At 40.1% G+C, this 22,324-nt stretch carries 25 protein-coding genes; 19 read left to right on the top strand and 6 right to left on the bottom strand.

Annotation, left to right across the window (positions count from 1 at the left end; all coding sequences use genetic code 11):
- Positions 1 to 101: 101 nt before the first annotated feature.
- The 3 genes from dynA (at position 102) to ES896_RS17615 (ending at position 5,162) form a co-directional block, all read left to right on the top strand.
- The gene (gene dynA / locus ES896_RS17625; RefSeq protein WP_135227110.1) at positions 102 to 3,695 is read left to right on the top strand and encodes a dynamin GTPase; all 3,594 of its coding nucleotides are present in this window, start codon (positions 102 to 104) and stop codon (positions 3,693 to 3,695) included.
- Positions 3,696 to 3,736: 41 nt separating this feature from the next.
- Complete coding sequence (locus ES896_RS17620; protein WP_008346351.1) at positions 3,737 to 4,000, top strand: YpbS family protein; 264 nt, start codon at positions 3,737 to 3,739, stop codon at positions 3,998 to 4,000.
- A 274-nt stretch (positions 4,001 to 4,274) separates the two neighbouring features.
- Positions 4,275 to 5,162, top strand: a complete 888-nt coding sequence (locus tag ES896_RS17615; protein WP_017359713.1) for a 5'-3' exonuclease — start codon at positions 4,275 to 4,277, stop codon at positions 5,160 to 5,162.
- Between the two features lie 40 nt (positions 5,163 to 5,202).
- Here ES896_RS17615 and ES896_RS17610 read toward each other — a convergent pair whose 3' ends face one another.
- The 3 genes from ES896_RS17610 to ES896_RS17600 are packed head-to-tail and all read right to left on the bottom strand — an operon-like array spanning position 5,203 to position 6,458.
- Positions 5,203 to 5,328 (bottom strand): hypothetical protein, encoded by a 126-nt coding sequence (locus tag ES896_RS17610; protein WP_008346357.1) that lies wholly within the window; start codon positions 5,326 to 5,328, stop codon positions 5,203 to 5,205.
- Positions 5,329 to 5,371: 43 nt separating this feature from the next.
- Positions 5,372 to 5,767 (bottom strand): reverse transcriptase-like protein, encoded by a 396-nt coding sequence (locus tag ES896_RS17605; RefSeq protein WP_017359712.1) that lies wholly within the window; start codon positions 5,765 to 5,767, stop codon positions 5,372 to 5,374.
- A 1-nt stretch (position 5,768) separates the two neighbouring features.
- Positions 5,769 to 6,458, bottom strand: a complete 690-nt coding sequence (locus ES896_RS17600) for a queuosine precursor transporter (RefSeq protein WP_017359711.1) — start codon at positions 6,456 to 6,458, stop codon at positions 5,769 to 5,771.
- Positions 6,459 to 6,552: 94 nt separating this feature from the next.
- On the opposite strand from ES896_RS17600, the gene ES896_RS17595 reads away from it, so the two are divergent.
- The 3 genes from ES896_RS17595 (at position 6,553) to ES896_RS17585 (ending at position 7,762) form a co-directional block, all read left to right on the top strand.
- On the top strand, positions 6,553 to 7,224 hold the full coding sequence (locus ES896_RS17595) for a ribonuclease H family protein (RefSeq protein WP_017367474.1): 672 nt from the start codon (positions 6,553 to 6,555) through the stop codon (positions 7,222 to 7,224).
- A gap of 1 nt (position 7,225) precedes the next feature.
- On the top strand, positions 7,226 to 7,408 hold the full coding sequence (locus ES896_RS17590) for a zinc-finger domain-containing protein (protein ID WP_008346366.1): 183 nt from the start codon (positions 7,226 to 7,228) through the stop codon (positions 7,406 to 7,408).
- Positions 7,409 to 7,579: 171 nt separating this feature from the next.
- Entirely contained in the window at positions 7,580 to 7,762 is a 183-nt protein-coding gene (locus tag ES896_RS17585; RefSeq protein ID WP_008346368.1) for a hypothetical protein, read from the top strand.
- 51 nt (positions 7,763 to 7,813) lie between these two features.
- Here the strand turns inward: ES896_RS17585 and cspD are convergent, their stop codons facing one another.
- Entirely contained in the window at positions 7,814 to 8,014 is a 201-nt protein-coding gene (cspD, locus tag ES896_RS17580; RefSeq protein ID WP_003215784.1) for a cold-shock protein CspD, read from the bottom strand.
- A 267-nt stretch (positions 8,015 to 8,281) separates the two neighbouring features.
- Between cspD and ES896_RS17575 the strand changes: the two genes are divergently transcribed.
- Positions 8,282 to 8,983: an AIM24 family protein gene (locus tag ES896_RS17575; RefSeq protein WP_017359709.1), complete on the top strand. Its 702-nt coding sequence runs from the start codon at positions 8,282 to 8,284 to the stop codon at positions 8,981 to 8,983.
- Positions 8,984 to 9,018: 35 nt separating this feature from the next.
- Here ES896_RS17575 and ES896_RS17570 read toward each other — a convergent pair whose 3' ends face one another.
- Both ES896_RS17570 and metA read right to left on the bottom strand, forming a co-directional pair.
- Complete coding sequence (locus ES896_RS17570) at positions 9,019 to 10,170, bottom strand: diglucosyl diacylglycerol synthase (protein ID WP_017359708.1); 1,152 nt, start codon at positions 10,168 to 10,170, stop codon at positions 9,019 to 9,021.
- A gap of 228 nt (positions 10,171 to 10,398) precedes the next feature.
- Positions 10,399 to 11,307, bottom strand: coding sequence for a homoserine O-acetyltransferase MetA (gene metA, locus ES896_RS17565; protein ID WP_008346374.1), 909 nt, complete (start codon positions 11,305 to 11,307; stop codon positions 10,399 to 10,401).
- A gap of 138 nt (positions 11,308 to 11,445) precedes the next feature.
- Between metA and ES896_RS17560 the strand changes: the two genes are divergently transcribed.
- The 12 genes from ES896_RS17560 (at position 11,446) to ES896_RS17505 (ending at position 22,314) form a co-directional block, all read left to right on the top strand.
- Positions 11,446 to 13,128, top strand: coding sequence for a formate--tetrahydrofolate ligase (locus tag ES896_RS17560; RefSeq protein WP_099496572.1), 1,683 nt, complete (start codon positions 11,446 to 11,448; stop codon positions 13,126 to 13,128).
- 74 nt (positions 13,129 to 13,202) lie between these two features.
- Complete coding sequence (locus ES896_RS17555) at positions 13,203 to 13,685, top strand: glutathione peroxidase (RefSeq protein WP_007500827.1); 483 nt, start codon at positions 13,203 to 13,205, stop codon at positions 13,683 to 13,685.
- Between the two features lie 2 nt (positions 13,686 to 13,687).
- Positions 13,688 to 14,311: an HD domain-containing protein gene (locus ES896_RS17550; protein ID WP_025207517.1), complete on the top strand. Its 624-nt coding sequence runs from the start codon at positions 13,688 to 13,690 to the stop codon at positions 14,309 to 14,311.
- 30 nt (positions 14,312 to 14,341) lie between these two features.
- On the top strand, positions 14,342 to 15,481 hold the full coding sequence (locus tag ES896_RS17545) for a conserved virulence factor C family protein (RefSeq protein WP_025207516.1): 1,140 nt from the start codon (positions 14,342 to 14,344) through the stop codon (positions 15,479 to 15,481).
- 310 nt (positions 15,482 to 15,791) lie between these two features.
- The gene (gene ilvD / locus ES896_RS17540) at positions 15,792 to 17,468 is read left to right on the top strand and encodes a dihydroxy-acid dehydratase (protein ID WP_007500822.1); all 1,677 of its coding nucleotides are present in this window, start codon (positions 15,792 to 15,794) and stop codon (positions 17,466 to 17,468) included.
- A gap of 81 nt (positions 17,469 to 17,549) precedes the next feature.
- Positions 17,550 to 17,984 carry a BrxA/BrxB family bacilliredoxin gene (locus ES896_RS17535; protein WP_025207515.1) on the top strand — a complete coding sequence of 145 codons (435 nt, stop codon included), beginning with the start codon at positions 17,550 to 17,552 and terminating at the stop codon, positions 17,982 to 17,984.
- Between the two features lie 65 nt (positions 17,985 to 18,049).
- Positions 18,050 to 18,847 (top strand): class I SAM-dependent methyltransferase, encoded by a 798-nt coding sequence (locus tag ES896_RS17530; protein ID WP_025207514.1) that lies wholly within the window; start codon positions 18,050 to 18,052, stop codon positions 18,845 to 18,847.
- Between the two features lie 266 nt (positions 18,848 to 19,113).
- Entirely contained in the window at positions 19,114 to 19,731 is a 618-nt protein-coding gene (locus ES896_RS17525) for a YpjP family protein (RefSeq protein ID WP_007500816.1), read from the top strand.
- An 18-nt stretch (positions 19,732 to 19,749) separates the two neighbouring features.
- A complete protein-coding gene (locus ES896_RS17520; RefSeq protein ID WP_008346387.1) occupies positions 19,750 to 20,277 on the top strand; it encodes a phosphatidylglycerophosphatase A family protein in 528 nt (175 codons plus the stop codon).
- A 114-nt stretch (positions 20,278 to 20,391) separates the two neighbouring features.
- Positions 20,392 to 21,186 carry a thymidylate synthase gene (locus ES896_RS17515; RefSeq protein ID WP_008346390.1) on the top strand — a complete coding sequence of 265 codons (795 nt, stop codon included), beginning with the start codon at positions 20,392 to 20,394 and terminating at the stop codon, positions 21,184 to 21,186.
- A complete protein-coding gene (folA, locus tag ES896_RS17510; RefSeq protein WP_060781127.1) occupies positions 21,183 to 21,671 on the top strand; it encodes a type 3 dihydrofolate reductase in 489 nt (162 codons plus the stop codon). Before ES896_RS17515 ends, folA begins: the two co-directional genes overlap by 4 nt.
- A gap of 19 nt (positions 21,672 to 21,690) precedes the next feature.
- Entirely contained in the window at positions 21,691 to 22,314 is a 624-nt protein-coding gene (locus ES896_RS17505) for a lysophospholipid acyltransferase family protein (protein ID WP_135227109.1), read from the top strand.
- Positions 22,315 to 22,324: the final 10 nt, after the last annotated feature.

The raw sequence follows: 22,324 nt of genomic DNA, 5'->3' as shown, positions 1-22,324 counted from the left end.
ATTTTTTTTATTTCCTCAGATCAGAAGAAAAATCTCTTTATTTTGTGTAAAATGGTACACATACATAACTGACTTTTCTAAAAACAAAGGGGTTTATCGTCATGAAAGACTTGTCTATTCGAGATTCGCTCGTTCAAACTACAGGTGCTTTATATCAAAGTCTTCTGAAAAGGGATGATCACGAGCGTGCAGCCAAACTTGCATCTATTATGAAAAAGGAAGCTGAAGAAGAAGTGTATATCGCATTTACCGGCCACTATTCTGCTGGTAAGTCATCACTAGTGAATCATCTTCTTCATGATCACATCCTACCCACAAGCCCAATTCCAACGAGTGCAAACTTGGTTGTTGTCAGGAAAGGGGTCAGTGAAGTTCAGCTCCATACGTCTGATGGACGTTTTGCAAAAATGAGCGGTTCTTATGATAAAGAAGCGGTGCAGCGTTTTTGTAAAGATGGGGAACAAATTGAGATGGTGGAAATTAGCGGTGATTATAGTGGACTTGAAGAAAAAGTGGCACTCATCGATACACCAGGAATTGATTCAACGGATCATGCGCACTTTTTATCCGCTGCTTCTATTCTTCATCAAGCGGATGCTCTTTTTTATGTCGTTCATTATAACCATGTCCATTCTGAAGAAAACATTCGCTTCATTCGCTCGATTAAAGAGAAAGTACCAAATCTTTATTTCATCGTCAATCAAGTGGATCGGCACGATGAACAAGAGACAACTTTTGAAGACTACAAAAAACAAGTCGTTGAGATGCTTTTAAAAGAAGGCATTGAGGAAGAACATCTATATTTTACTTCTGTGACGGATGAGGCACACCCAAAAAACGAAATGATCCGTTTAGTGAAGAAACTACAAGAATTACAAACCATGCCTAAAGCATTGCTTCGAGCCTATACAGAGCAGAAAATTGAACATGTTTTAAAAGAACATATGGAATCGTTAAAAGAAGAACTGCATGAAGAGGACCTTGACGCGCAGCTTCAAGAAAAAAGGAATGAAGTGAAAGAACTAGAAGAGAAACGCCGATTTATTGAAAATGGTGCAAAGCAGGTAGAAGATGAAGTGTCTTCTGAAGTAGAGAACATCTTAAAAAACGCAAACCTCACGCCATTTAAGATGCGAGAGCTTGCAAGTGACTATATCGAATCGAAAGCACCTGGCTTTAAAGTGGGTTTACTTTTTGCCAAAAATAAAACCGAGCAGGAAAAGGAAAAGCGGGCAAGTGATTTCTTAGCAGATGTAAAAAAGAGAATGAAAGCGGAAGTTGACTGGCACATTGCCGAGCTCCTTAAAAAAGAAATAAAACAGCATCAGCTTGGCGAAGCGTTATTAGACAAAGCCATGGCATTTGAGACACCTATTGAAGAATCACTGCTTGAAAAGATCATTCACCAAGGGGCAACTTTTTCTAACGAATACGTTCTTCAATATGCGAAAGATGCTGGTGAAGCATTGAAAAGACAGGCAAAACAGCAAGCGCTTCAATTGATTGAACAGATGATTGAGACCTTGAAAGACCAGCTCCGGAATGAACAAGAGAAGCAAGAGGAAAAATGGAAACAAGCGAAACAAGAGCTTCAGAGCCTTGAGGGGTATAACGAAAAAAATGAACAAATAAGACAGGATATTCAGCATATATGGGATATTTGGCAAAACGGAACGGATGAGCATATCCCAGGTGACTGGTTTTATGCGAAAAAGCAATGGATGCAGCACGACCAGCTGGAGAAGAATCACGCATCAATTCATGCTGAAGAGAGCGATCTAGCTGCTGAACGGACAGAGCGTAATCAATACCGTCAATCGCAGCATTTAACGACAGCACAATCGATTGCACAATTTAAAGAGCTTTCCCGCATTTTATCGCCTTTAGATATTCTAAAGTCTCAAAGAGATTCCTTTGAAAAACGAACAGAACGGCTGCAAGCAAAAGAATTTACACTCGCATTATTTGGCGCTTTTAGTTCTGGAAAATCTTCTTTTGCCAATGCGCTTGTTGGACGGAAGGTGTTACCATCATCTCCTACGCCAACAACTGCAACAATTAACAAACTGACACGACCTACGGAAGATCATCCTCATGAAAGTGTCAAAGTGGTGTTTAAAACCAAGCAGGACATTCTAGAGGAACTCGATCAGATTCTTGGATTTTCGATCACAACAGAAAAAGGAGATTCGTTTAAGGCAAAGCTGGAAAGAGTGCTGAAAAAACGGCAGCTCGAACAGGATCACCGAATCATTGTAGAACATTTTCTACAAGCCTATGCCAAGTTTCATGATGACATTGACAACCAAACCAATTTACATGTCACACTTCAAGAATTAAAGCCTTATGTAGCGGAAGAATCTGTTTCTTGTGTGGTGAAGGAAGTGACGGTGTATTTAAGTACACCTTTGACAGATAAAGGACTGACGATTGTCGATACACCAGGTGCAAGCAGTATGAATAAGCGTCATACAGAAATCGCCTTCCAGTATATGAAGGATGCAGACGCCCTTCTTTATTTAACGTATTATCAGCATTCTTTCTCAAAAGCTGATCGCTCATTTTTACGGAAGCTTGGACTCGTAAAAGATTCCTTTAGCATGGATAAAATGTTCTTTATCATCAATGCAGCTGATTTGGCTAAGGATCAAGCAGAGCTTGAAACCGTATTTGACTATGTACGAAGCGAGCTCACAAAAGAAGGCATCCGCAATCCAAACCTCCATCATGTGTCTAGTAAGGAAGAGATCGAAGGGAAAGAGCCGACATCTTATAATCAATATGCAACACTGAGAAAACAGCTCGACCATTTTATTGAGGAAGAATTAACGAAAGATGCCATTGAACTTTTGCATTTTGAAGCTAGTACATTATGTACAACGGTCGATAGACTACGTGCGACCTTGCATCAATCAGAAGATGAGAAAGAAGCTGAAAAGAAAAACATCAAGACATCCTATGAAGCCATTCTCGAAAAAATGCAAGATGTGAAACGGTCTAAGCTAGTGACCGAAAGCGTAAAAAAAGACGTGCATGAACAGCTCTATCATATTGTACAGCGGCTTTCATTATTTGCGAATGATCTGTTAAAGTCTGCCTTTTATCCTGGCATATCTCAAGGGAATTTTGGTCAGCAGTTAAAAAAGGCACTTGAGAAAGCGTTAAAGGAGTATGAATTTGAATTTGTGCAGGAGCTCAAGGCGCTTGATATCCGAATGGAATCGTTTATCCACCATTATTTCCAGGAGGAGTGGGAAAAAGGGATGCAGGCTGCATGTGCGGAAGATCCTTACTTTTCTCTCAGCCTGTCAGCCCCTGAGGAGAAAAATGCTGAGCTAAAACAAATTGAAGTCGAAGCAGAGATTGCACCATTTGAGCCACTTTTAAAGAAACAAAAATCAGCGAAAGCCTTTTTTGAACAAAATGAAAAGGCTACGTTTATTGAAGCCATTCGAGATGTTCTACATCAAATGACAACACGTTGGGCAGATAACGAAAAAGAAGAGTTGCTGAGCAGATATGAAAAGCTAGTGAAGACCTATACGGAAAGGTACGAACAAGATGCTCTCCAACAGCTCAATGAGCAAAAACAGACATTTATGACGAGCCTTACAACAGATGCTGAAAAACAGGCGGTCATTGAACAAGTTTATGAACAAACAAATGAATGGAAGAACCAGTTGAAAACGATATGATTCATGATAGACTATATAAAAAAGAAAGCAGTTGATAGACGATGACGAGCGTACACGAAGAAATTTCTGCACATTCACAGAAACAACATGCCCATATCCAATCTTTTCTTGCACTTGAACAAAAAAGAGAGCAGGCGATTGAATCGGCTGTGAAAAAATGTGAACACAATGAACCATTTTCAACAGATGAGATCAACGCCATTACGTCTAAAATGAATGAGCTTGCCCGAGGCGGAATTGTTCCGCTTCGTAAACACGTGACGATTGAGATGGTGGAGGAATACACCCAGCGTAAACAGAAGTAAAGAGTAATTTTCTCATTTTTGGTCATCTTAACAAATGAACCAGAAAGGGGAATGATCATGGCAAAAAAGCAAAACGTAAAGCAGCAGGAGGAGCGCATGCCGAAGGAAAAAGACATGCCATCCTACGCAGAAGCGGAAACGAAAAAAATGCAATATGGTAAAAAGTAATCGGGCTGCCTCTTCTTTATCAAAAGAAGAAGGCGCCTTTTTTATGTTCGTTTCGATGTTCTATGATAGAATAGGAGTATTGTTTATAAAAAGGGAGTTTAGATGAATGAATAAACACGTCTTACTTGTAGATGGAATGGCACTTCTTTTTAGGTCGTTTTATGCGACGGCTGTCCATCGCAATTTTATGATAAATGATCGTGGTGTACCGACAAATGGAGTGAATGGTTATTTGAAGCATTTGTTAACAGCTGTCCAAACATTTGAGCCGACTCATATCGTTTGCTGCTGGGATATGGGAAGCCAGACATACCGGAACGAATTATTTCAAGATTATAAAGCCAATCGAGGTGAGGCGCCTGTTGAGCTTATCCCGCAGTTTGATTTAGCAAAAGAGGCGACAGAAGAACTGGGGATCATGAACATTGGTGTGAAAGGTTTTGAAGCAGATGATTGTATTGGAACGCTTGCATCAATCTATCAAAACGAAGCACATGTGACCGTCTTAACAGGAGATAAAGATTTGCTGCAGATCTTGAATGAACAAGTGACCGTGGCTTTAATGCAAAAAGGCATCGGGAATTATAAGCATTATACAAAAGCCATTTTTGAAGAGGAAATGGGCATTTCTCCAAAGGCGCTGATTGATATGAAAGCGCTGATGGGTGATCCTAGCGATAATTACCCTGGTGTAAAAGGAATCGGCGAAAAAACAGCATTGAAATTTATTCAAACGTATGAAACGATTGATCGACTGTTAGAAAATGTTCATGCATTAACGGCAGCTCAGCAAAAGAAAATGCAAGCAGGTTTAGAAGATCTGAAGCTTTCTCGTATACTGGCAGAAATTAAATGTGATGTACCACTCAGCTGTCCGATTGATCAAACAAAAATGAACATCAATCCAGAACGGGTAGCCGCGATGCTGCGCTTGCATCAAATTAAAGGGATCGAACCAATGGTTAACCGCTTAAGTCAATTAGGAATCAGTTAAGGTTGTTCTTACGTAGAAAAGAAACAAAGGGCTACATGTATTAGCCCTTTGTGTTGCTTTTTTTCGCCTTATTTTCTAATTGCGATATTGGCTGTTTATCTTTTGTCTGCGCATCACCTTGAGGAGTCGTTCCGTTTGTGACACGGCCTCTGTTCTCTTTATCCAATTCGTATCACCTCACACATTAGCATAACCAAAAGAAAAGCGATTCATCCTTTTGAAAGGTGAATCGCTTTTCTAGCGAGCTGATCAGCCACTTGATTTTCCTTGCTCGGAATCCACTTAATGAAAAATAAATCAAATTCGCTTTGAAGCTGCAGCATTTCTTCGATAAAATGACGAAAAGATGGATTTTTAGCAAATCCTGCATTGGCTGCACGATCCACTACTTGTGAATCTGTGCGGAATGAAACGGTCCGTAATCCTTTTTCTACGCATATTTTCATGCCTTCAATGAGCGCAGAAAACTCTGCTTCATGATTGCTCATGATGCCAAGAGGAATGGAGAAAGACTCAGCTTTTCCGTCATATTTCAAGAAAATGCCGATGCCAGATGGACCTGGGTTTCCGGCACTAGCACCGTCAATATATATTTCAGCTGGCAATTTAATTCCCCCTTTCATCAATCGGAACCATTTTTTTCGCCGCATAGGCATAAGGTGTGCCAATGGCAGCGACGATAAATTTAATCACATAAGTCGTGATGAAAATTTCGATCCATATATGGAATGGGTAGGTACCAAGAAAGGCAATGGTTGTGAAAACGAGTGTATCAAGCAGCTGGCTAATCATTGTACTCCCCGCATTTCGCAGCCAGAGCGCACCGTCTGAAGGAAATATCCGGCGAATAAACGAATATACATAAACATCTAACATTTGACTGATGATATAAGCAGCAAGACTACCAAGAGCGACCCTTGGCATAAAGCCAAATATCGTTTCTAATGATGATTGGGAAATGTCAGATGGAGCGGGATGGAAAAGCAAAGCCTCCTGCATGACAACAGTTAATGTTAAAAGGGTGGCAAAGCCAATCCAGACAGCTTTTTTCGCTTCGGTTTGTCCATATTTTTCATTTAGGACGTCCGTTGCAAAGAACACACTGCCGTATAAAATGTTGCCAAGTGTTGCCGTTAAGCCAAATAATTCAACGGTTTTGACCACTTGTAAATTGGCAGCAACTGTTGCAAAACCAATCCAGACGAAAAGCCCCATCTTGCCAAATCCTTTATAAAATAGAAGAACAATGATAAAATTAATGATCGCAAATAAGATCCAAATACCTTCATTAAACAAGTGACATGAACTTCCTTTCTAAATGTAAAATGTAACTTTTTGATTATAGCATAACGAACGTTTACCTTAAAAGTACGGGAAGGCGATGTGATCAATGAAACTAAGAGCACACTATACAATGAAAGTGAAATCGATTGGGTCCATTGCTTTTTTCCAAGAAGATTGGATGGAGCTCAAAGAAGCCTTGCTTTTAGCAAAACATATAGACAAAAAAGAACCGCAGTCACTTCTATCATTTGAAGATGAAAAGGGTGCGATGTGGTCGATGAAAGAACTTGAAAAGCTAAACGAAGAACTTAGGCTTGAACCCGATCAGCTTCAGGTCTATTTTGATGCGAGTTTTCGCAAAGAAACAGGTGATGCTGGGCTTGGAATTGTTGTGTATTATCAGCTCGGACAGGATGCATACCGGTTAAGGAAGAATCAGCCTTTTCAGAGCACCACGAACAATGAGGCAGAGTATGCGGCTTTATTTGAAGCGGTAAAAGCTTTAAAAGAACTGGGAGCCAGCAGAAACTCTGTTACGATTAGAGGAGATTCTCTTGTTGTGATGAATCAGCTCAAAGGGGAATGGCCTTGTTATGATGATATACATAACAAATGGCTCGACCGAATTGAGGCTGCGATCAAAGAGCTGAAGCTCACGCCAACATATGAAGTCATCGATCGTAAACAAAATGCAGAAGCAGATCAGCTTGCCAGACAGATACTTGCAGACGTCCCCATCGAAAGTAAGTTGAAATTAGAAGCAGACGGAGCTGAATAAAGTGGATAAAAAAACAGCAGTAAAAGAATTAACAGATCTTCAAGACACGTATTGTTCAGATTGCTTGATTAAGAAGCACTTTCGCAAAGAATTTGGCAAAAAATACGCGCACTCCTTTTGTATACAGCAATGCACGGTAGGAGAGAAGATCAAACAATACGGGAATGAATTACTCAAAAAATAAGCGTACACTCCGGTTTTCCTCTAGATGTATCATACGCTCACGAAAAAAAACGAATAGAATGTGTAAAAAAAGAACATATTCTGAAAAATGAGCCGATATAACTATAGAAAGTTTTGGTTGAGTTACTTTTTGACTAAGTGACGGATAATAGAGGAAAAGGGGAAGGCCGGCATGGATAATAAGGATTTTGAAACGGTATTACATCGGACATTTCAAGAGGTGTACAGTGATCTAGAGCAACTGGTAGATGTAGCAAAGAAGGGAAGACCTTTTCTCGAAAAAGATATCTCTGAAATTGAACAAAGATTAAAGCAAAATATTTTAGCGATTGAAATTCAGCTGAAAATCAAATAAGAGAGGCATACGCCTCTCTTTATTTTGTCGTTTCATCATTGATTGAGTTGATTAGATTTTTGTTACGTTTGCAGCTTGAGGTCCACGATTACCTTCAACGATTTCAAAAGAAACTTCTTGTCCTTCTTCTAGAGATTTGTAACCGTCACCTTCGATAGCTGTGAAGTGAACGAATACGTCGTCTCCGCCTTCAACTTCAATGAAGCCGAAACCTTTTTCATTATTGAACCATTTTACTTTACCGTTTTGCATATTGCTTTTTCCTCCTAGTACTGTAGCACACCTTTTGGCATACTAAAAAAAATTTTTCATCACCTAACGACTTAAGCAGTTGTTAAATGATGGTTCCACTATACACCATCAAAAGTAAAGCGTCAAGCAGGCAAGCCAAATTTTGAGCAGAATGTTTGATTTTTTTGTTTTTTTAGTGAATGACATTTATCTATAAAACGTCCTAATCTCATGAAACCTAATGTATAACTTGTCCGTATATAGTAAAAATACAGAAAGAGGTGCGTCATGAATCGTTACACAATTGAGGAGTTTGTTCAGAATACGCAGCAAGAAGACAAAGGGGAAGGGGTCTTCGAACTTGAAACATCAAGATTGTTAGAAATTAATTTAACAGATACCATTTGGGCAAAGACAGGCTCCATGGTTTCGTATCGCGGGAAAATAAAGTTTGAACGTGAAGGTGTATTTGAACACGGTGTGTCAAAGATGTTCAAAAAAATGTTATCAGGAGAAGGAACCTCTTTGATGAAGGCCACAGGTGATGGGAAATTATATGTAGCAGACCAAGGGAAAAAAATCTCGATTCTTCGATTGGCTCAAGGGGAGTCTATTTTCGTTAATGGAAACGACCTGCTCGCATTTGAACCGTCAGTTCGGTGGGATATTAAATTAATGAAAAAGGTATCTGGCATGCTTGCAGGTGGATTATTTAATGTCAAACTTGAAGGACCAGGTCTTGTGGCAATCACAAGTCATTACGAACCGCTGACGCTGATTGTTCAGCCAGGTGATTCTGTTTATACAGATCCGAATGCGACGGTCGCATGGTCAGGAGATTTGCAGACTGAATTTGTGACAGATGTATCGTTCAAAACGTTTATTGGCAGGGGAAGCGGAGAGTCCATTCAAATGAAGTTTAGCGGAAGTGGCTTTGTTGTTGTTCAGCCGTTTGAAGAAGTATATACAACGAATGGAAATCAAGGTTAAAAGAAAAAAGGTGTCCGTCAATGACGGACACCTTTTTATGATAATGCTTGAGCATACGATTTGTTGCTCATGATCAGATCTGATTGTTCGACGATATCTTCTAAAATGGTTTGAGAAGACTGTTTTAAGTGTAATTTTTTGATGTTTTGTTTCATGGATTCTAATTTTTCTTCGTCTTGCAGCAAGTTGGTGACAGATTCTAAAATGTCTTCGTGTCTGTTGATGACAATGGCAGCGCCGTAATCTTCAAAGAAAAGAGCATTTTCTTTTTCTTGTCCTGGAACAGGTTTGTAAAGAATAACTGGGACACCAATTGCTGTTGCTTCTGTTAATGTAATTCCGCCCGGTTTTGTAATCATACAGTCCGTTACTCTGAACAATTCATCAATTTGTTCCACATATCCAAGCGCCTTCAATTGATTTGGGTGTGCTTGTTCAAGTTCGCTAAGCGATTGCTTCAGCGCTGCATTCTTACCGCACACAACAACAATTTGTACTTCACTGTCAAGAAGTAGTGCTTCACACAGTTCCTTCACATTTTTTAGTACACCATGGGCACCCGCCATAATGAGAAGGACTTTTTTGTCTGATGATAATCCATATTTTTTATAGATGATCGATTTAGGCACGTCTACTTCAAATTGTGGTCTAATCGGAATGCCTGTTACCTTGACATCGCTTGGATGTGTGCCGATTTCTACTAGCTTTTGTTTCACATACTCGGTTGCAACATAGTATCGGTCAATGTTTTCATGTACCCAAATTTTATGAAGACAAAAGTCTGTCATCACATTAAATGTTGGAATGACTTTACCTGTTTTGTTTCGGTATTCAGGTACAACAATCATCGGGAATGTAATGATGATGATATCCGGATTGTGTAATTGAATTAATTCATCAAGACGCTTATTTCCCATCTTTAAATAAATGTTAAATTTGCGTTTATTGTAAATTTTATCTACACCGTAATAAAACAAGCGATAAAATTGTTTCCCAATGGAGAAGCTCTTTAAATATAAATATTGAGTCACTTCAGACACAATGGGATTTGATTCTTGATACAAATTAGAAACTATCACATGTTCAAACCCTTGGGATTTGCATTCATCATACAGTGTTTTTGCAACCTGCATATGTCCATTTCCATAATTTGCGGTCAAGATTAATATTTTTTTATTGGTATTCAAGAATATTCACCTCAAATGTAATCAACAACAACAAAACTTCGTACGAAAACTATAAATCTCATAGGTCTACATATACATAAAGATAACATATAAACAGCGAGAGCATATCATTCGTTACGAAAGAATTAAACTAATTTTAAAAAACAAACAGACTAAATTGATAATGGAAGACAGAGCCATTTGTATTTTAACACATTTTAAGCATTTATCATCAGACTACAGTCTATTTTATTCCCACACATATGGTGTTTCTTGATAAACATAGTAATTAAGCCAATTCATAAACAGCAAAGTAGCATGGGCTTTCCAGCGGTTCACTGGAACTAATGTGTCTCCATCTTCTATGAAATAGTGGACGGGTTTTTTGACTGTATCATGTTTCAACAAATCTCTTTCATATTCCTGCTTCAATGTATCTGTATCGTATTCAGGATGTCCAGTTAAAAATACTTGTTTATCATCATCTGAAACAATTAAACAAACACCAGCTTCCTCAGACGTGCTCAATACTTTTAGATTCGGCGTGTTTTTTAATTGTTCTGTATTAATATCTGTATGCCTAGAATGTGGGACATAGTATACTTCATCGAAACCTCTTACTAATCTTTCTTTTTTCTCTTTGACAAGATGCTCAAAAACACCGAATTTTTTCTCTGGAAGCTTGATTTTTTCAATGCCATAATGATGATAAAGACCAGCCTGTGCCCCCCAGCATATATGGAGAGTAGACGTCACATTCGTTTTACTCCAGTCCAAAATGTCCTGCAGTTCTTTCCAATAGGAAACTTCTTCGAAAGCTAAATGCTCAATTGGTGCACCTGTAATGATCATGCCATCAAATTTTTTATGGCGAATCGAGTCAAAGGTCGTATAAAATTCATCTAGATGCTCTCTCGATGTATTCTTCGGTGTATGTGTACTTGGAATCAAAAATGTAAAATACACTTGCAAAGGAGAATTTCCGAGCATTCTCAACAGCTGCGTTTCAGTTTGTATTTTTTTTGGCATTAAGTTTAAGATCACGATATTCAAAGGACGGATATCTTGTTTGAATGCCCTTGTCTCATCCATGACGAAAATGTTTTCGCTCTCTAGTATTTGTTTTGCCGGCAGATGAACTGGTATGTTAATAGGCAACTCGCCACCCCCTGAACCAAAGCTAATTTCACTTCATTATAGGAACTTTCTGGCGATATTTCAATGTTTCAATTATGTTACAATGAAAAATAGAGCAAAAAAGAAAGCTGTTTCTGTCAAAAAAGGAGGCCATTAATCATGATCACAAAGCATTTATCAGATATTGACATTGCCCAAAAGGCAAAGCTGAGACCGATTCAAGACATCGCAGCAAAATTACAAATACATGACGAAGAATTAGAATGCTATGGTTTCACAAAAGCGAAAATATCTTTGACTATTTTTGACCGTTTAAAGGAACAAAAAGAAGGAAATGTGATTCTTGTGACTTCGATCAACCCAACGCCAGCAGGTGAGGGGAAGTCCACCGTAACAGTTGGCCTCGGTCAAGCCTTCGAGAAAATTGGGAAAAAAGCGATTATTGCCATGCGTGAACCTTCACTAGGTCCCACAATGGGTATTAAAGGCGGTGCAGCTGGCGGCGGATATTCACAGGTGTTGCCTATGGAAGAAATCAATCTTCATTTCACAGGGGATTTTCATGCGATTACATCTGCACATAACGCTTTAGCTGCTTTTATTGATAATCATATCCATCACGGAAATGAGCTTGGGATCGACGCACGCCGAATTGTATGGAAACGAGTGTTAGATTTAAACGATCGTGCTCTAAGACAAGTGGTCGTAGGACTTGGCGGTCAATTAAATGGGTACCCTAGAGAAGATGGATTTGATATTACGGTTGCATCCGAAATGATGGCCATCCTCTGTTTAGCAGACGACTTAAACGATCTAAAAAAACGTCTTTCTTCTATTGTTGTTGCCTACAATCAAGAAGGTGAACCGGTCACAGTTGGAAATCTAGGATATGAAGGCGTATTGACCTTGCTTTTAAAAGATGCGCTGAAACCAAACCTTGTTCAAACGATTGAAGGAACTCCAGCCCTTGTTCATGGTGGTCCTTTTGCCAATATTGCACATGGATGCAATAGTTTAATTGCCACAAAAATGGCGGCAAAACTAGCAGATTACGTCGTAACAGAAGCGGGATTTGGTGCAGACCTCGGCGCGGAAAAATTTCTTCACATCAAAACAAGAGCCGGTGATTTTAAACCAGGCGCTGTTGTCATTGTAGCAACTGTCAGGGCGCTAAAAATGCATGGCGGAATGCAGAAAACAGAGCTCAAGGAAGCAAATGCACAGGCTGTATTAGAAGGTATACATAATTTAGAGAAGCATATTGAAACAGTGCAAGCCTTCGGTCTACCATACATCGTTGCAGTGAACCGTTTTATTACCGATACAAAAGAAGAAATTCAAGCAATAGAAAACTGGTGCGAAACGAATGGACATCCAGTCAAAGCCGTCAATGTATGGGAAGAAGGGGGAGCTGGCGGCGTAGCACTTGCCGAAGAGCTCACGACACTCATTGAAAAGAATGAAAACAGCTTTTCTTATTTATATGAGGAGCAAGATTCCATTGAAGAAAAGTTGTCAAAAGTCGCCAAAGTGGTTTATGGTGCAGACGGCGTCAACCTTACATCAAAAGCAAGAAAGCAGCTAGCTGCAATTGAGAAAAATGGCTGGGCCCATTTGCCGGTTTGTATGGCAAAAACGCAATATTCACTATCGGATGATCCGGCTTTAATCGGCAGACCAAAAGGCTTCACCGTTACGATTCGAGAGTTAAAACCATCTGTAGGAGCAGGTTTTATCGTTGCACTAACAGGAAGCATTCTGACCATGCCAGGTCTCCCTAAAAAACCTGCGGCACTTGAGATGGATTTATTAGAAGACGGCAGTGTGACTGGACTCTTTTAGCAGAAAGCATAAAAAGCGATTTTCTAAAAGAAGCATGTTACGATAGGAAAAAGTGAATCCTAGGAGGCTATGAGATGTCAATTTATGATATTCAGGTCAAGACCATTAACGGTCAGGAAAAATCAATGGCAGATTACAAAGGGAAAGTACTGATCATCGTGAACACAGCGAGCAAATGTGGACTGACCCCTCAATTTAAACAATTACAAGAGTTATACGATCAATATCATGAAAAGGGCCTTGAAATTTTAGGATTTCCGTGCAATCAATTTATGAATCAAGAGCCAGAAGGGGAAGAAGCAATTCAAGAATTCTGTTCGTTAAACTATGGTGTGACCTTCCCGATGTTTGCAAAAGTAGATGTCAATGGTGACAATGCGCATCCGCTTTTCAAATACTTAACGAGTCATGCGAAAGGTGTGCTTGGTACAAAAACGGTGAAATGGAATTTTACAAAATTTATCGTTGACCAAAACGGAGAAGTGACTGAACGATTTTCTCCTAAAACACCACCGAAAGAATTAGAAAGCTCCATTATCGCTCTTTTGGAGAAATAAGCATGAATTTGAGTAAGCAGCAAGAACAATTGGAGGCAGCTGCCTCCTTTGTTTCAAAACAGCTAAAGAATGAACCGACTGGACACGATGAAGCTCATATCAATCGTGTGCGCCAGCTTGCCGTCCATATTGCACAACAGGAGGGCGGGTCGCTTTTTGTCATTGAAATGGCAGCGATTATCCATGATGTCATTGATGACAAGCTGTCTAGTGAATGGAAGCTTTCACCGCATGATCTCAAGCAGCAGCTCCTTTTGTGGGAAGTGGACACGCAAGATATTCGCTATATCATGGATATTATTACAACGATGTCTTTTCGTCACCGGCATATGCAGCATAAGCCAGTGACATTAGAAGGGGCCATTGTTCAAGATGCAGATCGGCTAGATGCGATAGGTGCAACTGGGATTGCAAGGGTGTTTACATATGCAGGTGCAAAAGGGGAGCCTCACTATACAGAGGGTGCTCACCAAGGCACAGTACTTTTGCATATGCAAGAAAAGCTGCTTCAATTAAAAAACTTGATGAACACACGTGCTGGAAAGCAGCTGGCTCATGAGCGGCATGAGTTTATGTGTCTATTTATTAAGACATGGAAAGAAGAATGCGGCCTTACAGATGAGTAGGGTCTTTATGTGTGTAAGGAGGATGTATAGATGAAAATAACTGCCATAGAACCAACGCCAAGCCCGAATACAATGAAAGTCATTTTGACAGAAGCGCTTGCAGGCGGTAAAAGCAATAACTACAAAAAAGATCAAAAAGACGAAGCGCCAGAGATGATCAAGCGCATTTTAACCATTGAAGGTGTAAAAGGTGTTTACCATGTAGCCGATTTCTTAGCGGTTGAGCGTAATGCGAAATTTGACTGGCAAGGTATTTTACAGCAAGTCAGAGAAGCCTTTGGACAAGAAACAGAAGGTCTTCAGGGAGAATCGCAGTCAGGTGATGACACATTTGGAGAAGTCAAAGTGTTTGTTCAAATGTTTAATGGGATTCCGATGCAGGTGAAGCTGACAGACGGTGAAAGAGAAGAACGATTTGGAATGCCTGAACGTTTCCAGGCAGCGATTTTAAAGCTAAGAAGCAGTTCAGATAATGTTGTATTTGAACGTGTGTGGAAAGAACATGGCGTACGTTTTGGAGAATTTGCTGATATCGGTCAAGAAGTCACAGAAGAGCTGCAAGCTGCATATGACGACGAGCGTTTATCCCGTTTAACAGAGGCAGTGAAGGAAGGTCAAGAGGCTGTAGATAAACAAGTGAACCGAAAAGCATATGATGTGACAGAAGAGATGCTGCGTGATGAAGATTGGAAGAAACGTTTTGCTCATTTAGAGCAAATGCAGCCAGAGAAAAAAGATATACCTGTTTTAATGAAAGCGATGGAGGACCCAAAAACATCGATTCGCAGACAAGCTGTTGTGAATGCTGGCATGATTGAAGATCCAGACATTTTGCCTATTTTGTATAAAGGGCTTGAAGATAAAACAGTGACGGTTAGAAGAACTGCTGGAGATTGTATTTCAGATCTTGGTGATCCTAGTGCGATTGAAGCGATGATCCAAGCCTTAAAGGACCCAAGTAAGCTTGTCCGCTGGCGTGCGGCCATGTTCCTTTATGAAGAAGGTGACGAAACAGCACTAGAAGCTTTAAAAGAAGCGGAGCAGGACCCTGAATTTGAAGTCAGTCTTCAAGTGAAAATGGCCATCGAACGAATTGAGCACGGAGAAGAAGCAAAAGGCTCTGTGTGGAAGCAAATGACAGAAAGTAGAAAAAATGCATCAGAATCATAAGAAAGACGAGCAGGCTGCCAATAAAAGGCAGCTTGTTTTCTGAAAATGGCTTTTTTATTGGCAGAAAAATTTTTTTAGAAAAATTATTTTGAATATTGTTGAAATATGAGAAAAAACTCTATATAGTAGTACCAATATAGAATATTGGAGGTCAGATTTTATGACACAATCCTTGCTGAGCACTTGCTTCAGCAGAGAAATCAGTCACTATCTATTATAGGTGGCTAAATAAACAGAAAATTTGTAAAATAAAATCAACTCAAAATCATACAGTCAACAAGACTAGTAGTATAGGAGGCTTTTTAAACAGATGGCAGAACTTCGCAGTAATATGATTAAACAAGGAATTGACAGAGCACCTCACCGAAGCTTACTAAGAGCAGCTGGGGTAAAAGATGAGGATTTTGGCAAGCCGTTTATTGCCGTATGTAATTCCTATATTGATATTGTCCCAGGGCATGTCCATCTTCAGGAATTCGGAAAAATTGTGAAAGAAGCCATTCGTGAAGCTGGCGGTGTTCCATTTGAATTCAATACAATCGGGGTAGATGATGGTATTGCGATGGGGCATATTGGGATGAGATATTCATTGCCAAGCCGTGAAATCATTGCTGATTCAGTAGAGACCGTGGTGTCTGCACACTGGTTTGATGGCATGGTTTGTATTCCTAACTGTGATAAAATCACGCCAGGTATGATGATGGCTGCCATGCGTGTGAATATCCCAACTGTATTTGTCAGTGGTGGACCGATGGAAGCTGGGAGAACAAGTGATGGCAGAAAAATTTCTCTTTCTTCTGTCTTTGAAGGCGTAGGCGCATACCAATCAGGGAAAATTAATGAAGAGGAATTAAATGAATTAGAGCAATTTGGCTGTCCAACATGCGGATCTTGCTCTGGTATGTTTACAGCCAACTCAATGAACTGTTTAGCAGAGGCGCTTGGGATTGCTCTTCCTGGAAATGGAACCATTCTGGCGACTTCACCAGAACGAAGAGAATTTGCGAAGAAGTCAGCAAAACAATTGATGGAGCTAATCAAAAAAGACATTAAACCACGTGATATTGTCACGGAAAAAGCGATTGATAACGCATTTGCTTTAGATATGGCACTTGGTGGTTCAACAAATACAGTTCTTCATACATTGGCGATTGCAAACGAAGCAGGCGTTGAATATTCACTTGAGCGTATCAATGAAGTCGCAGAACGTGTGCCGCATTTATCGAAACTTGCTCCAGCTTCAGATGTATATATTGAAGATTTACATGAAGCTGGCGGAGTGACTGCTGCACTAAATGAATTGTCCAAAAAAGAGGGGGCTCTTCATTTAGATACCATGACCGTCACAGCGAAAACGTTAGGCGAGAACATTGCAGGTCATGAGGTAAAAGATTATAACGTCATTTATCCAATTGACAAGCCATTTACTGAAAAGGGCGGCTTAGCCGTTTTATTTGGAAACCTTGCGCCAGATGGAGCAATCATTAAAACAGGCGGTGTACAAGACGGCATCACACGTCATGAAGGACCTGCGATCGTATTTGAATCCCAAGAAGAAGCACTTGAAGGAATCATTAATCGAAAAGTAGAAGCAGGACATGTTGTCATTATTCGTTATGAAGGACCTAAAGGCGGTCCAGGTATGCCTGAAATGCTTGCACCAACTTCACAAATTGTTGGAATGGGACTTGGTCCAAAGGTTGCTTTAATTACAGACGGACGATTCTCCGGTGCTTCTCGCGGATTGTCTATTGGACACGTTTCTCCAGAGGCAGCAGAAGGCGGCCCGCTTGCCTTTGTTGAAAATGGTGATCATGTCGTTGTTGATATCGAAAAACGCATTTTAAGTGTAGATGTCCCGGAAGAAGAATGGGAAAAAAGAAAAGCAAACTGGAAAGGCTTTGAGCCAAAAGTAAAAACAGGTTACCTTGCCAGATACTCAAAACTTGTGACATCAGCCAATACAGGCGGAATCATGAAAATTTAATGTGAAATTGATCATTTGAAAATTGGCTCTCTCTATAGTATCCTTTATTCACAACATAAGGATTATAGAGGGGGCTTTTTTATGTCAATGGCATATGAAGAATATATGCGTCAGCTCGTCGTACCAATGCGCCAAGAACTAACAAGTGCAGGGTTTCAAGAGTTGACGACTGAAGAAGAAGTAGAAAAAACGATGCAGAAAGCAGAAGGAACAACATTTGTTGTCGTCAATTCCGTATGCGGATGTGCTGCTGGTTTAGCACGCCCTGCTGCTACTCAAGCTGTCATGAAAGCAGAAAAAGCACCAGATCGAATGGTGACGGTCTTTGCTGGTCAGGACCGGGAAGCAACGGCTAAAATGAGAGAATACTTCACAGGTGAGGAGCCATCTTCTCCATCTATGGCACTTTTAAAAGGAAATGAACTTGTTCACTTTATCCCGCGTGACGAAATTGAAGGTCATGAAATGGAAGATATTATGAAGAACGTCTTATCTGCATTTGAAAAACATTGCTAATACAAATGTTGAAATGTCCTGTGATCCATCAGGGCATTTTTTCTTGATTATGATGGAGGAACGTCATGCTCATTACAACAAGCTTTAGAGCAAATGAACAAACAATTGAAACGGCAAAGGCCCTCGCAAAGGACTTGCATGGTGAGTATATCGAGCGGCGTAAACAATCTGTCAAACAGCTTGCGATCAAGCGGGGGGATGTACTCGTTGTTGGGAAAGAACGATTTGAATGGTATCAGCCAAATGGTGAAAAGTTCTTTTTCCATCCAAGCTCAGCGATGTTTAGGGTGAAGCGGGTTCTGCGAGGGGAAAAAGATCCATTAATAGAAGCAGCACAATTAAAGCCGGGCGATTCCTTTTTAGATTGTACGCTTGGCTTAGGATCTGATGCGATTACCGCAAGCTGCACTACAGGAACCAATGGAAAAGTGGCCGGTATTGAAAAAAATCCGATGACGGCATTGCTTGTTCGAGAAGGACTCATCACATGGGAAACGGGTGTGAGAGAGGCAGACGAAGCGATGAAACGGATATCTGTTATCAGCGGGGATAGTATTGAGCAGTTAAAGAAGCTCCCTGATCGATCCTATGATATCGTCTATTTTGACCCAATGTTCGAAGAAACCATACAAGAGTCTGCTAGTATGATGCCGCTTCGTCATGCAGCTGAGCATCATTTTGACCATGAAACCGCTGTGAAAGAAGCAATGAGAGTGGCTAGAAAAAGAGTGGTTTTAAAAGATCATTGGAAAAGCACACGATTTACCACTGATTCCTATCAATTTCAGGTGATGAAACGTAAAACCGCCCAATTCCATTACGGATATATCTCAATAGAAGAAGACAAATCAACAAAACTTTAATCACTCTTAACAATTAAAAAAGCCCTATTTCAGGGCTTTTAATCGGTGATCTCCATATAGACAAAATAAAATAACGTCAGCAAGGAAGCTGTGATGAAAAACCCTTCAAGCATATCCATTCCTCCCAAATTTTAGTCGTCGTTACTGTCATTGTAAACGTTTTATCATGAAAAAGAAAGTCTCAACTCAATGACCAAATTGAATGACTGAAAATTCATTATATGCTAGAATAGCAGTATGATAACTTATGGAAGGAATTAGATATCATGAAAATGTGGATGAGAAAAACGCTTGTTGCACTCTTTACGATTGCGACTTTTGGTTTAATCTCTCCTCCATCGGCTTTGATGACAGACAAGCCATCTGAACTTTCTTCATCTGATAAAGCACCTTATACAGCAGTTTATGATACATCAGATGATACGCGCAGCTGGGAATTATCGCAAGAAGACAACAAAGAGCGGGTAGACCCCTTTGAGCAATATAAGCAAGAGGTTCTATCAAGTGCAGAAAACCAATCCTTTCTCAAATTTGGTCGTAAAATCACACCTGTCATTGAGGACGAGTATAGAGAAGAGATTCAACCAAAAATTGAACAAGTGTTAACCGACTTTTTAACAAATTTCAAAGATGACGAAAAATTTCAAGATGTTGTTTTAACTGATCAACCTTCAAGCGGAAATGGGGAAAAAATCTTCCACATTTATAATAGAAAGACTGGAGAAGATTTGCTTCGTTTTCATGTCAGGAGAGATCAGCCGCCTCACAGCGGATATTGGTTTAATTTTCACTACCATACAGCAGAAGATGGATTCCAGACGCATCATGAACTCGGTAATATTTACTGGGATAAAAACACCCCGCCGAGCTGGATGAGCCACTAGAAGGAGATGTCATGCCAATTGAAAAAGTATACAATGAACGAAATGGTTCGCATTACAAAACAGATGTTAAACGAGCGTGGAGTGAAAATAGAAGATATTGCACACATTGTGCTGAAACTCCAAGAGAAATACAACCCAAATCTTCCACTTAGTGTCTGCATTGAAAATGTTGAAAAAGTGCTGAATAAAAGGGAAATTGTCCACGCAGTTTTGACAGGACTTGCGCTTGATCAGCTGGCAGAAAAAAAGCTTTTGCCAGAACCTTTGCAGCATTTAGTTGAAACAGATGAACCGCTATATGGAATTGATGAGATTATTCCGCTTTCCATTGTCAATGTATATGGATCAATCGGTTTGACCAACTTCGGTTATCTAGACAAAGAGAAATTTGGTATTATTAGAGAATTAGATGAAGGTCGTCCTGGTGAAGTACACACCTTCCTTGATGACCTTGTCGCTGCGCTTGCCGCCGCCGCCGCAAGTCGCATAGCTCACTCTCACCAAGATATTAAGGACGAAGAGCAGGATCGAGTGAATCAAGCATAAAAAAGAAAAACATGTCTGCTCATCTTGCAGACATGTTTTTTTGGTTTCAATTGGTTTCAACAAAAGCAGAAATAAGGTAAACTACAACAAGAACATAAATAAAGGATGAAAAAAATGAAACAATACAAAGAGTTATGCCGTCATGTATTACAGCACGGGGATGAAAAAGGTGACAGAACAGGAACAGGCACTATCAGCACGTTCGGTTACCAAATGAGATTTGATTTACAGGAAGGGTTTCCTTTATTAACAACAAAGAAATTACACCTGAAATCAATCATTCATGAGTTACTGTGGTTTTTAAAAGGTGATACAAATGTCAAATATCTTCAAGAAAATGGTGTCCGTATTTGGAATGAATGGGCAGATGAAAATGGAGAGCTAGGGCGTGTGTATGGTGCGCAGTGGAGATCATGGGCGAGCGGAGACGGAGAGACAGTAGATCAGATCAGCAGACTGATCCATGATATTGAGAATCATCCTAATTCGAGAAGATTGATTGTCAGTGCGTGGAATCCAGGAGAGATTGATCAGATGGCGCTGCCTCCTTGTCATTGCTTGTTTCAATTTTACGTATCAAACGGTAAATTATCGTGCCAGCTCTATCAACGTTCGGCAGATATCTTTTTAGGTGTGCCTTTTAATATTGCTTCGTATGCACTTCTAACGATGATGATTGCCAAAGTGACAAACCTTGAGCCAGGAGAGTTTATTCATACGCTAGGAGATGCTCATATTTATCAAAATCATCTTCCGCAGGTCAAAATGCAGTTAGAGCGTGAGGAGCGCACACTTCCGCAGCTTCGCATCACTAGAGATGTCAAAAGTATTTTTGATTTTACGTTTGATGATTTTGTGCTCGAGAACTATGATCCACATCCGCATATTAAAGGAGAAGTCAGTGTATGATTTCCATGATAGTGGCGACAGGAAAAGACAGAGTCATTGGCAAAGATAATCAAATGCCTTGGCATTTACCCGCTGATTTAGCGTATTTTAAAAAAGTCACAAGTGGTCATGCCATTGTCATGGGTAGAAAAACGTTTGAATCAATTGGACGAGCACTGCCTAACCGCCGGAATATCGTGTTGACCACAAGTTCTTCTTTTCAAGCTGAAGGATGCGAGGTAGTCCATTCAATCGATGATATTTTAACCATTGCGAAGAACGCGGAAGAATTATTGATCATTGGCGGGTCTAAGCTGTATGAGGAAATGATGCCATACGCAGATCGTCTATATATCACGCACATTCATCATTCATTTGAAGGCGACCGTTTCTTCCCTTATTACGATGAAGATCATTGGACGGTTGTATCACGTGAAAAAGGCCATCGTGACGAAAAGAACCCCTACAATTATGAATTTGTCGTCTATGACAGAAAAGAAGGATAAGTGAGTAGGAGGAGTACGGTTGTTTCGTTATTGGTTTTTAACGATTTATGTTGTTGTATCCTTTTTTAAAAGTATAAGGCATTTGTATGATCATGAATTAACGGATCCACGCATTTCCTATACGAAACGAATGCATCTCATCCATGAGCATGCAAAAAGGTTTGCCAGAGGGTGTATTGATCAATCAGGATCGGTCATGACCATTCATCAGCAAAAAAGGCTGCCAGATGGCCCTGTTATTTATGTCACAGAAGCACATCATCCAGTGACGACGACATTGCTGATTGGTCACTTAGAGAAGCCATTTGCTTTTATGGCAAAACCGCATCTGTTTCGCTATCCCATCTTAAAACAATGGTTGAAGAAGATGGCGGTGATCAAGCAGAATCAATCTGATGAGGCGTTATTAGAAGAAGCAAGAGAAAGAGTTCTATCTGGCCAGAGTCTGTTGCTTTCTGAACAGTATCGTGTCATGGCAGAAACGCTTGCTGAAGAATGTAACTGCTCACTTGTTCCGGTTGAAACAAGCGGCGCAGACCGTCTTTTAACAGGGAAGATCGTCAAAAGACTTCGTCCAGTTAATGTCGATATCCATATAAAAGCACCGGTCAAGATGAGTGATTACGCACAAAAGCGCGCATAGAAAAAACCAG

The organism is Bacillus sp. 005/A4HT-01/001, from assembly GCF_004634445.1.
GTDB lineage: Bacteria > Bacillota > Bacilli > Bacillales > Bacillaceae > Bacillus > Bacillus altitudinis.
The sequence above is the reverse complement of the archived record's forward strand: the minus strand, read 5'-3'. Positions and strand labels throughout refer to the sequence as shown.

Bases quoted from the DNA above. Each gene is read 5' to 3' on its own strand.
- dynA (WP_135227110.1), top strand. From the start codon at position 102: ATGAAAGACTTGTCTATTCGAGATTCGCTCGTTCAAACTACAGGTGCT.
- ES896_RS17620 (WP_008346351.1), top strand. From the start codon at position 3,737: ATGACGAGCGTACACGAAGAAATTTCTGCACATTCACAGAAACAACAT.
- ES896_RS17615 (WP_017359713.1), top strand. From the start codon at position 4,275: ATGAATAAACACGTCTTACTTGTAGATGGAATGGCACTTCTTTTTAGG.
- ES896_RS17595 (WP_017367474.1), top strand. From the start codon at position 6,553: ATGAAACTAAGAGCACACTATACAATGAAAGTGAAATCGATTGGGTCC.
- ES896_RS17585 (WP_008346368.1), top strand. From the start codon at position 7,580: ATGGATAATAAGGATTTTGAAACGGTATTACATCGGACATTTCAAGAG.
- cspD (WP_003215784.1), bottom strand. From the start codon at position 8,014: ATGCAAAACGGTAAAGTAAAATGGTTCAATAATGAAAAAGGTTTCGGC.
- ES896_RS17575 (WP_017359709.1), top strand. From the start codon at position 8,282: ATGAATCGTTACACAATTGAGGAGTTTGTTCAGAATACGCAGCAAGAA.
- ES896_RS17560 (WP_099496572.1), top strand. From the start codon at position 11,446: ATGATCACAAAGCATTTATCAGATATTGACATTGCCCAAAAGGCAAAG.
- ES896_RS17555 (WP_007500827.1), top strand. From the start codon at position 13,203: ATGTCAATTTATGATATTCAGGTCAAGACCATTAACGGTCAGGAAAAA.
- ES896_RS17550 (WP_025207517.1), top strand. From the start codon at position 13,688: ATGAATTTGAGTAAGCAGCAAGAACAATTGGAGGCAGCTGCCTCCTTT.
- ES896_RS17545 (WP_025207516.1), top strand. From the start codon at position 14,342: ATGAAAATAACTGCCATAGAACCAACGCCAAGCCCGAATACAATGAAA.
- ilvD (WP_007500822.1), top strand. From the start codon at position 15,792: ATGGCAGAACTTCGCAGTAATATGATTAAACAAGGAATTGACAGAGCA.
- ES896_RS17535 (WP_025207515.1), top strand. From the start codon at position 17,550: ATGTCAATGGCATATGAAGAATATATGCGTCAGCTCGTCGTACCAATG.
- ES896_RS17530 (WP_025207514.1), top strand. From the start codon at position 18,050: ATGCTCATTACAACAAGCTTTAGAGCAAATGAACAAACAATTGAAACG.
- ES896_RS17525 (WP_007500816.1), top strand. From the start codon at position 19,114: ATGAAAATGTGGATGAGAAAAACGCTTGTTGCACTCTTTACGATTGCG.
- ES896_RS17515 (WP_008346390.1), top strand. From the start codon at position 20,392: ATGAAACAATACAAAGAGTTATGCCGTCATGTATTACAGCACGGGGAT.
- folA (WP_060781127.1), top strand. From the start codon at position 21,183: ATGATTTCCATGATAGTGGCGACAGGAAAAGACAGAGTCATTGGCAAA.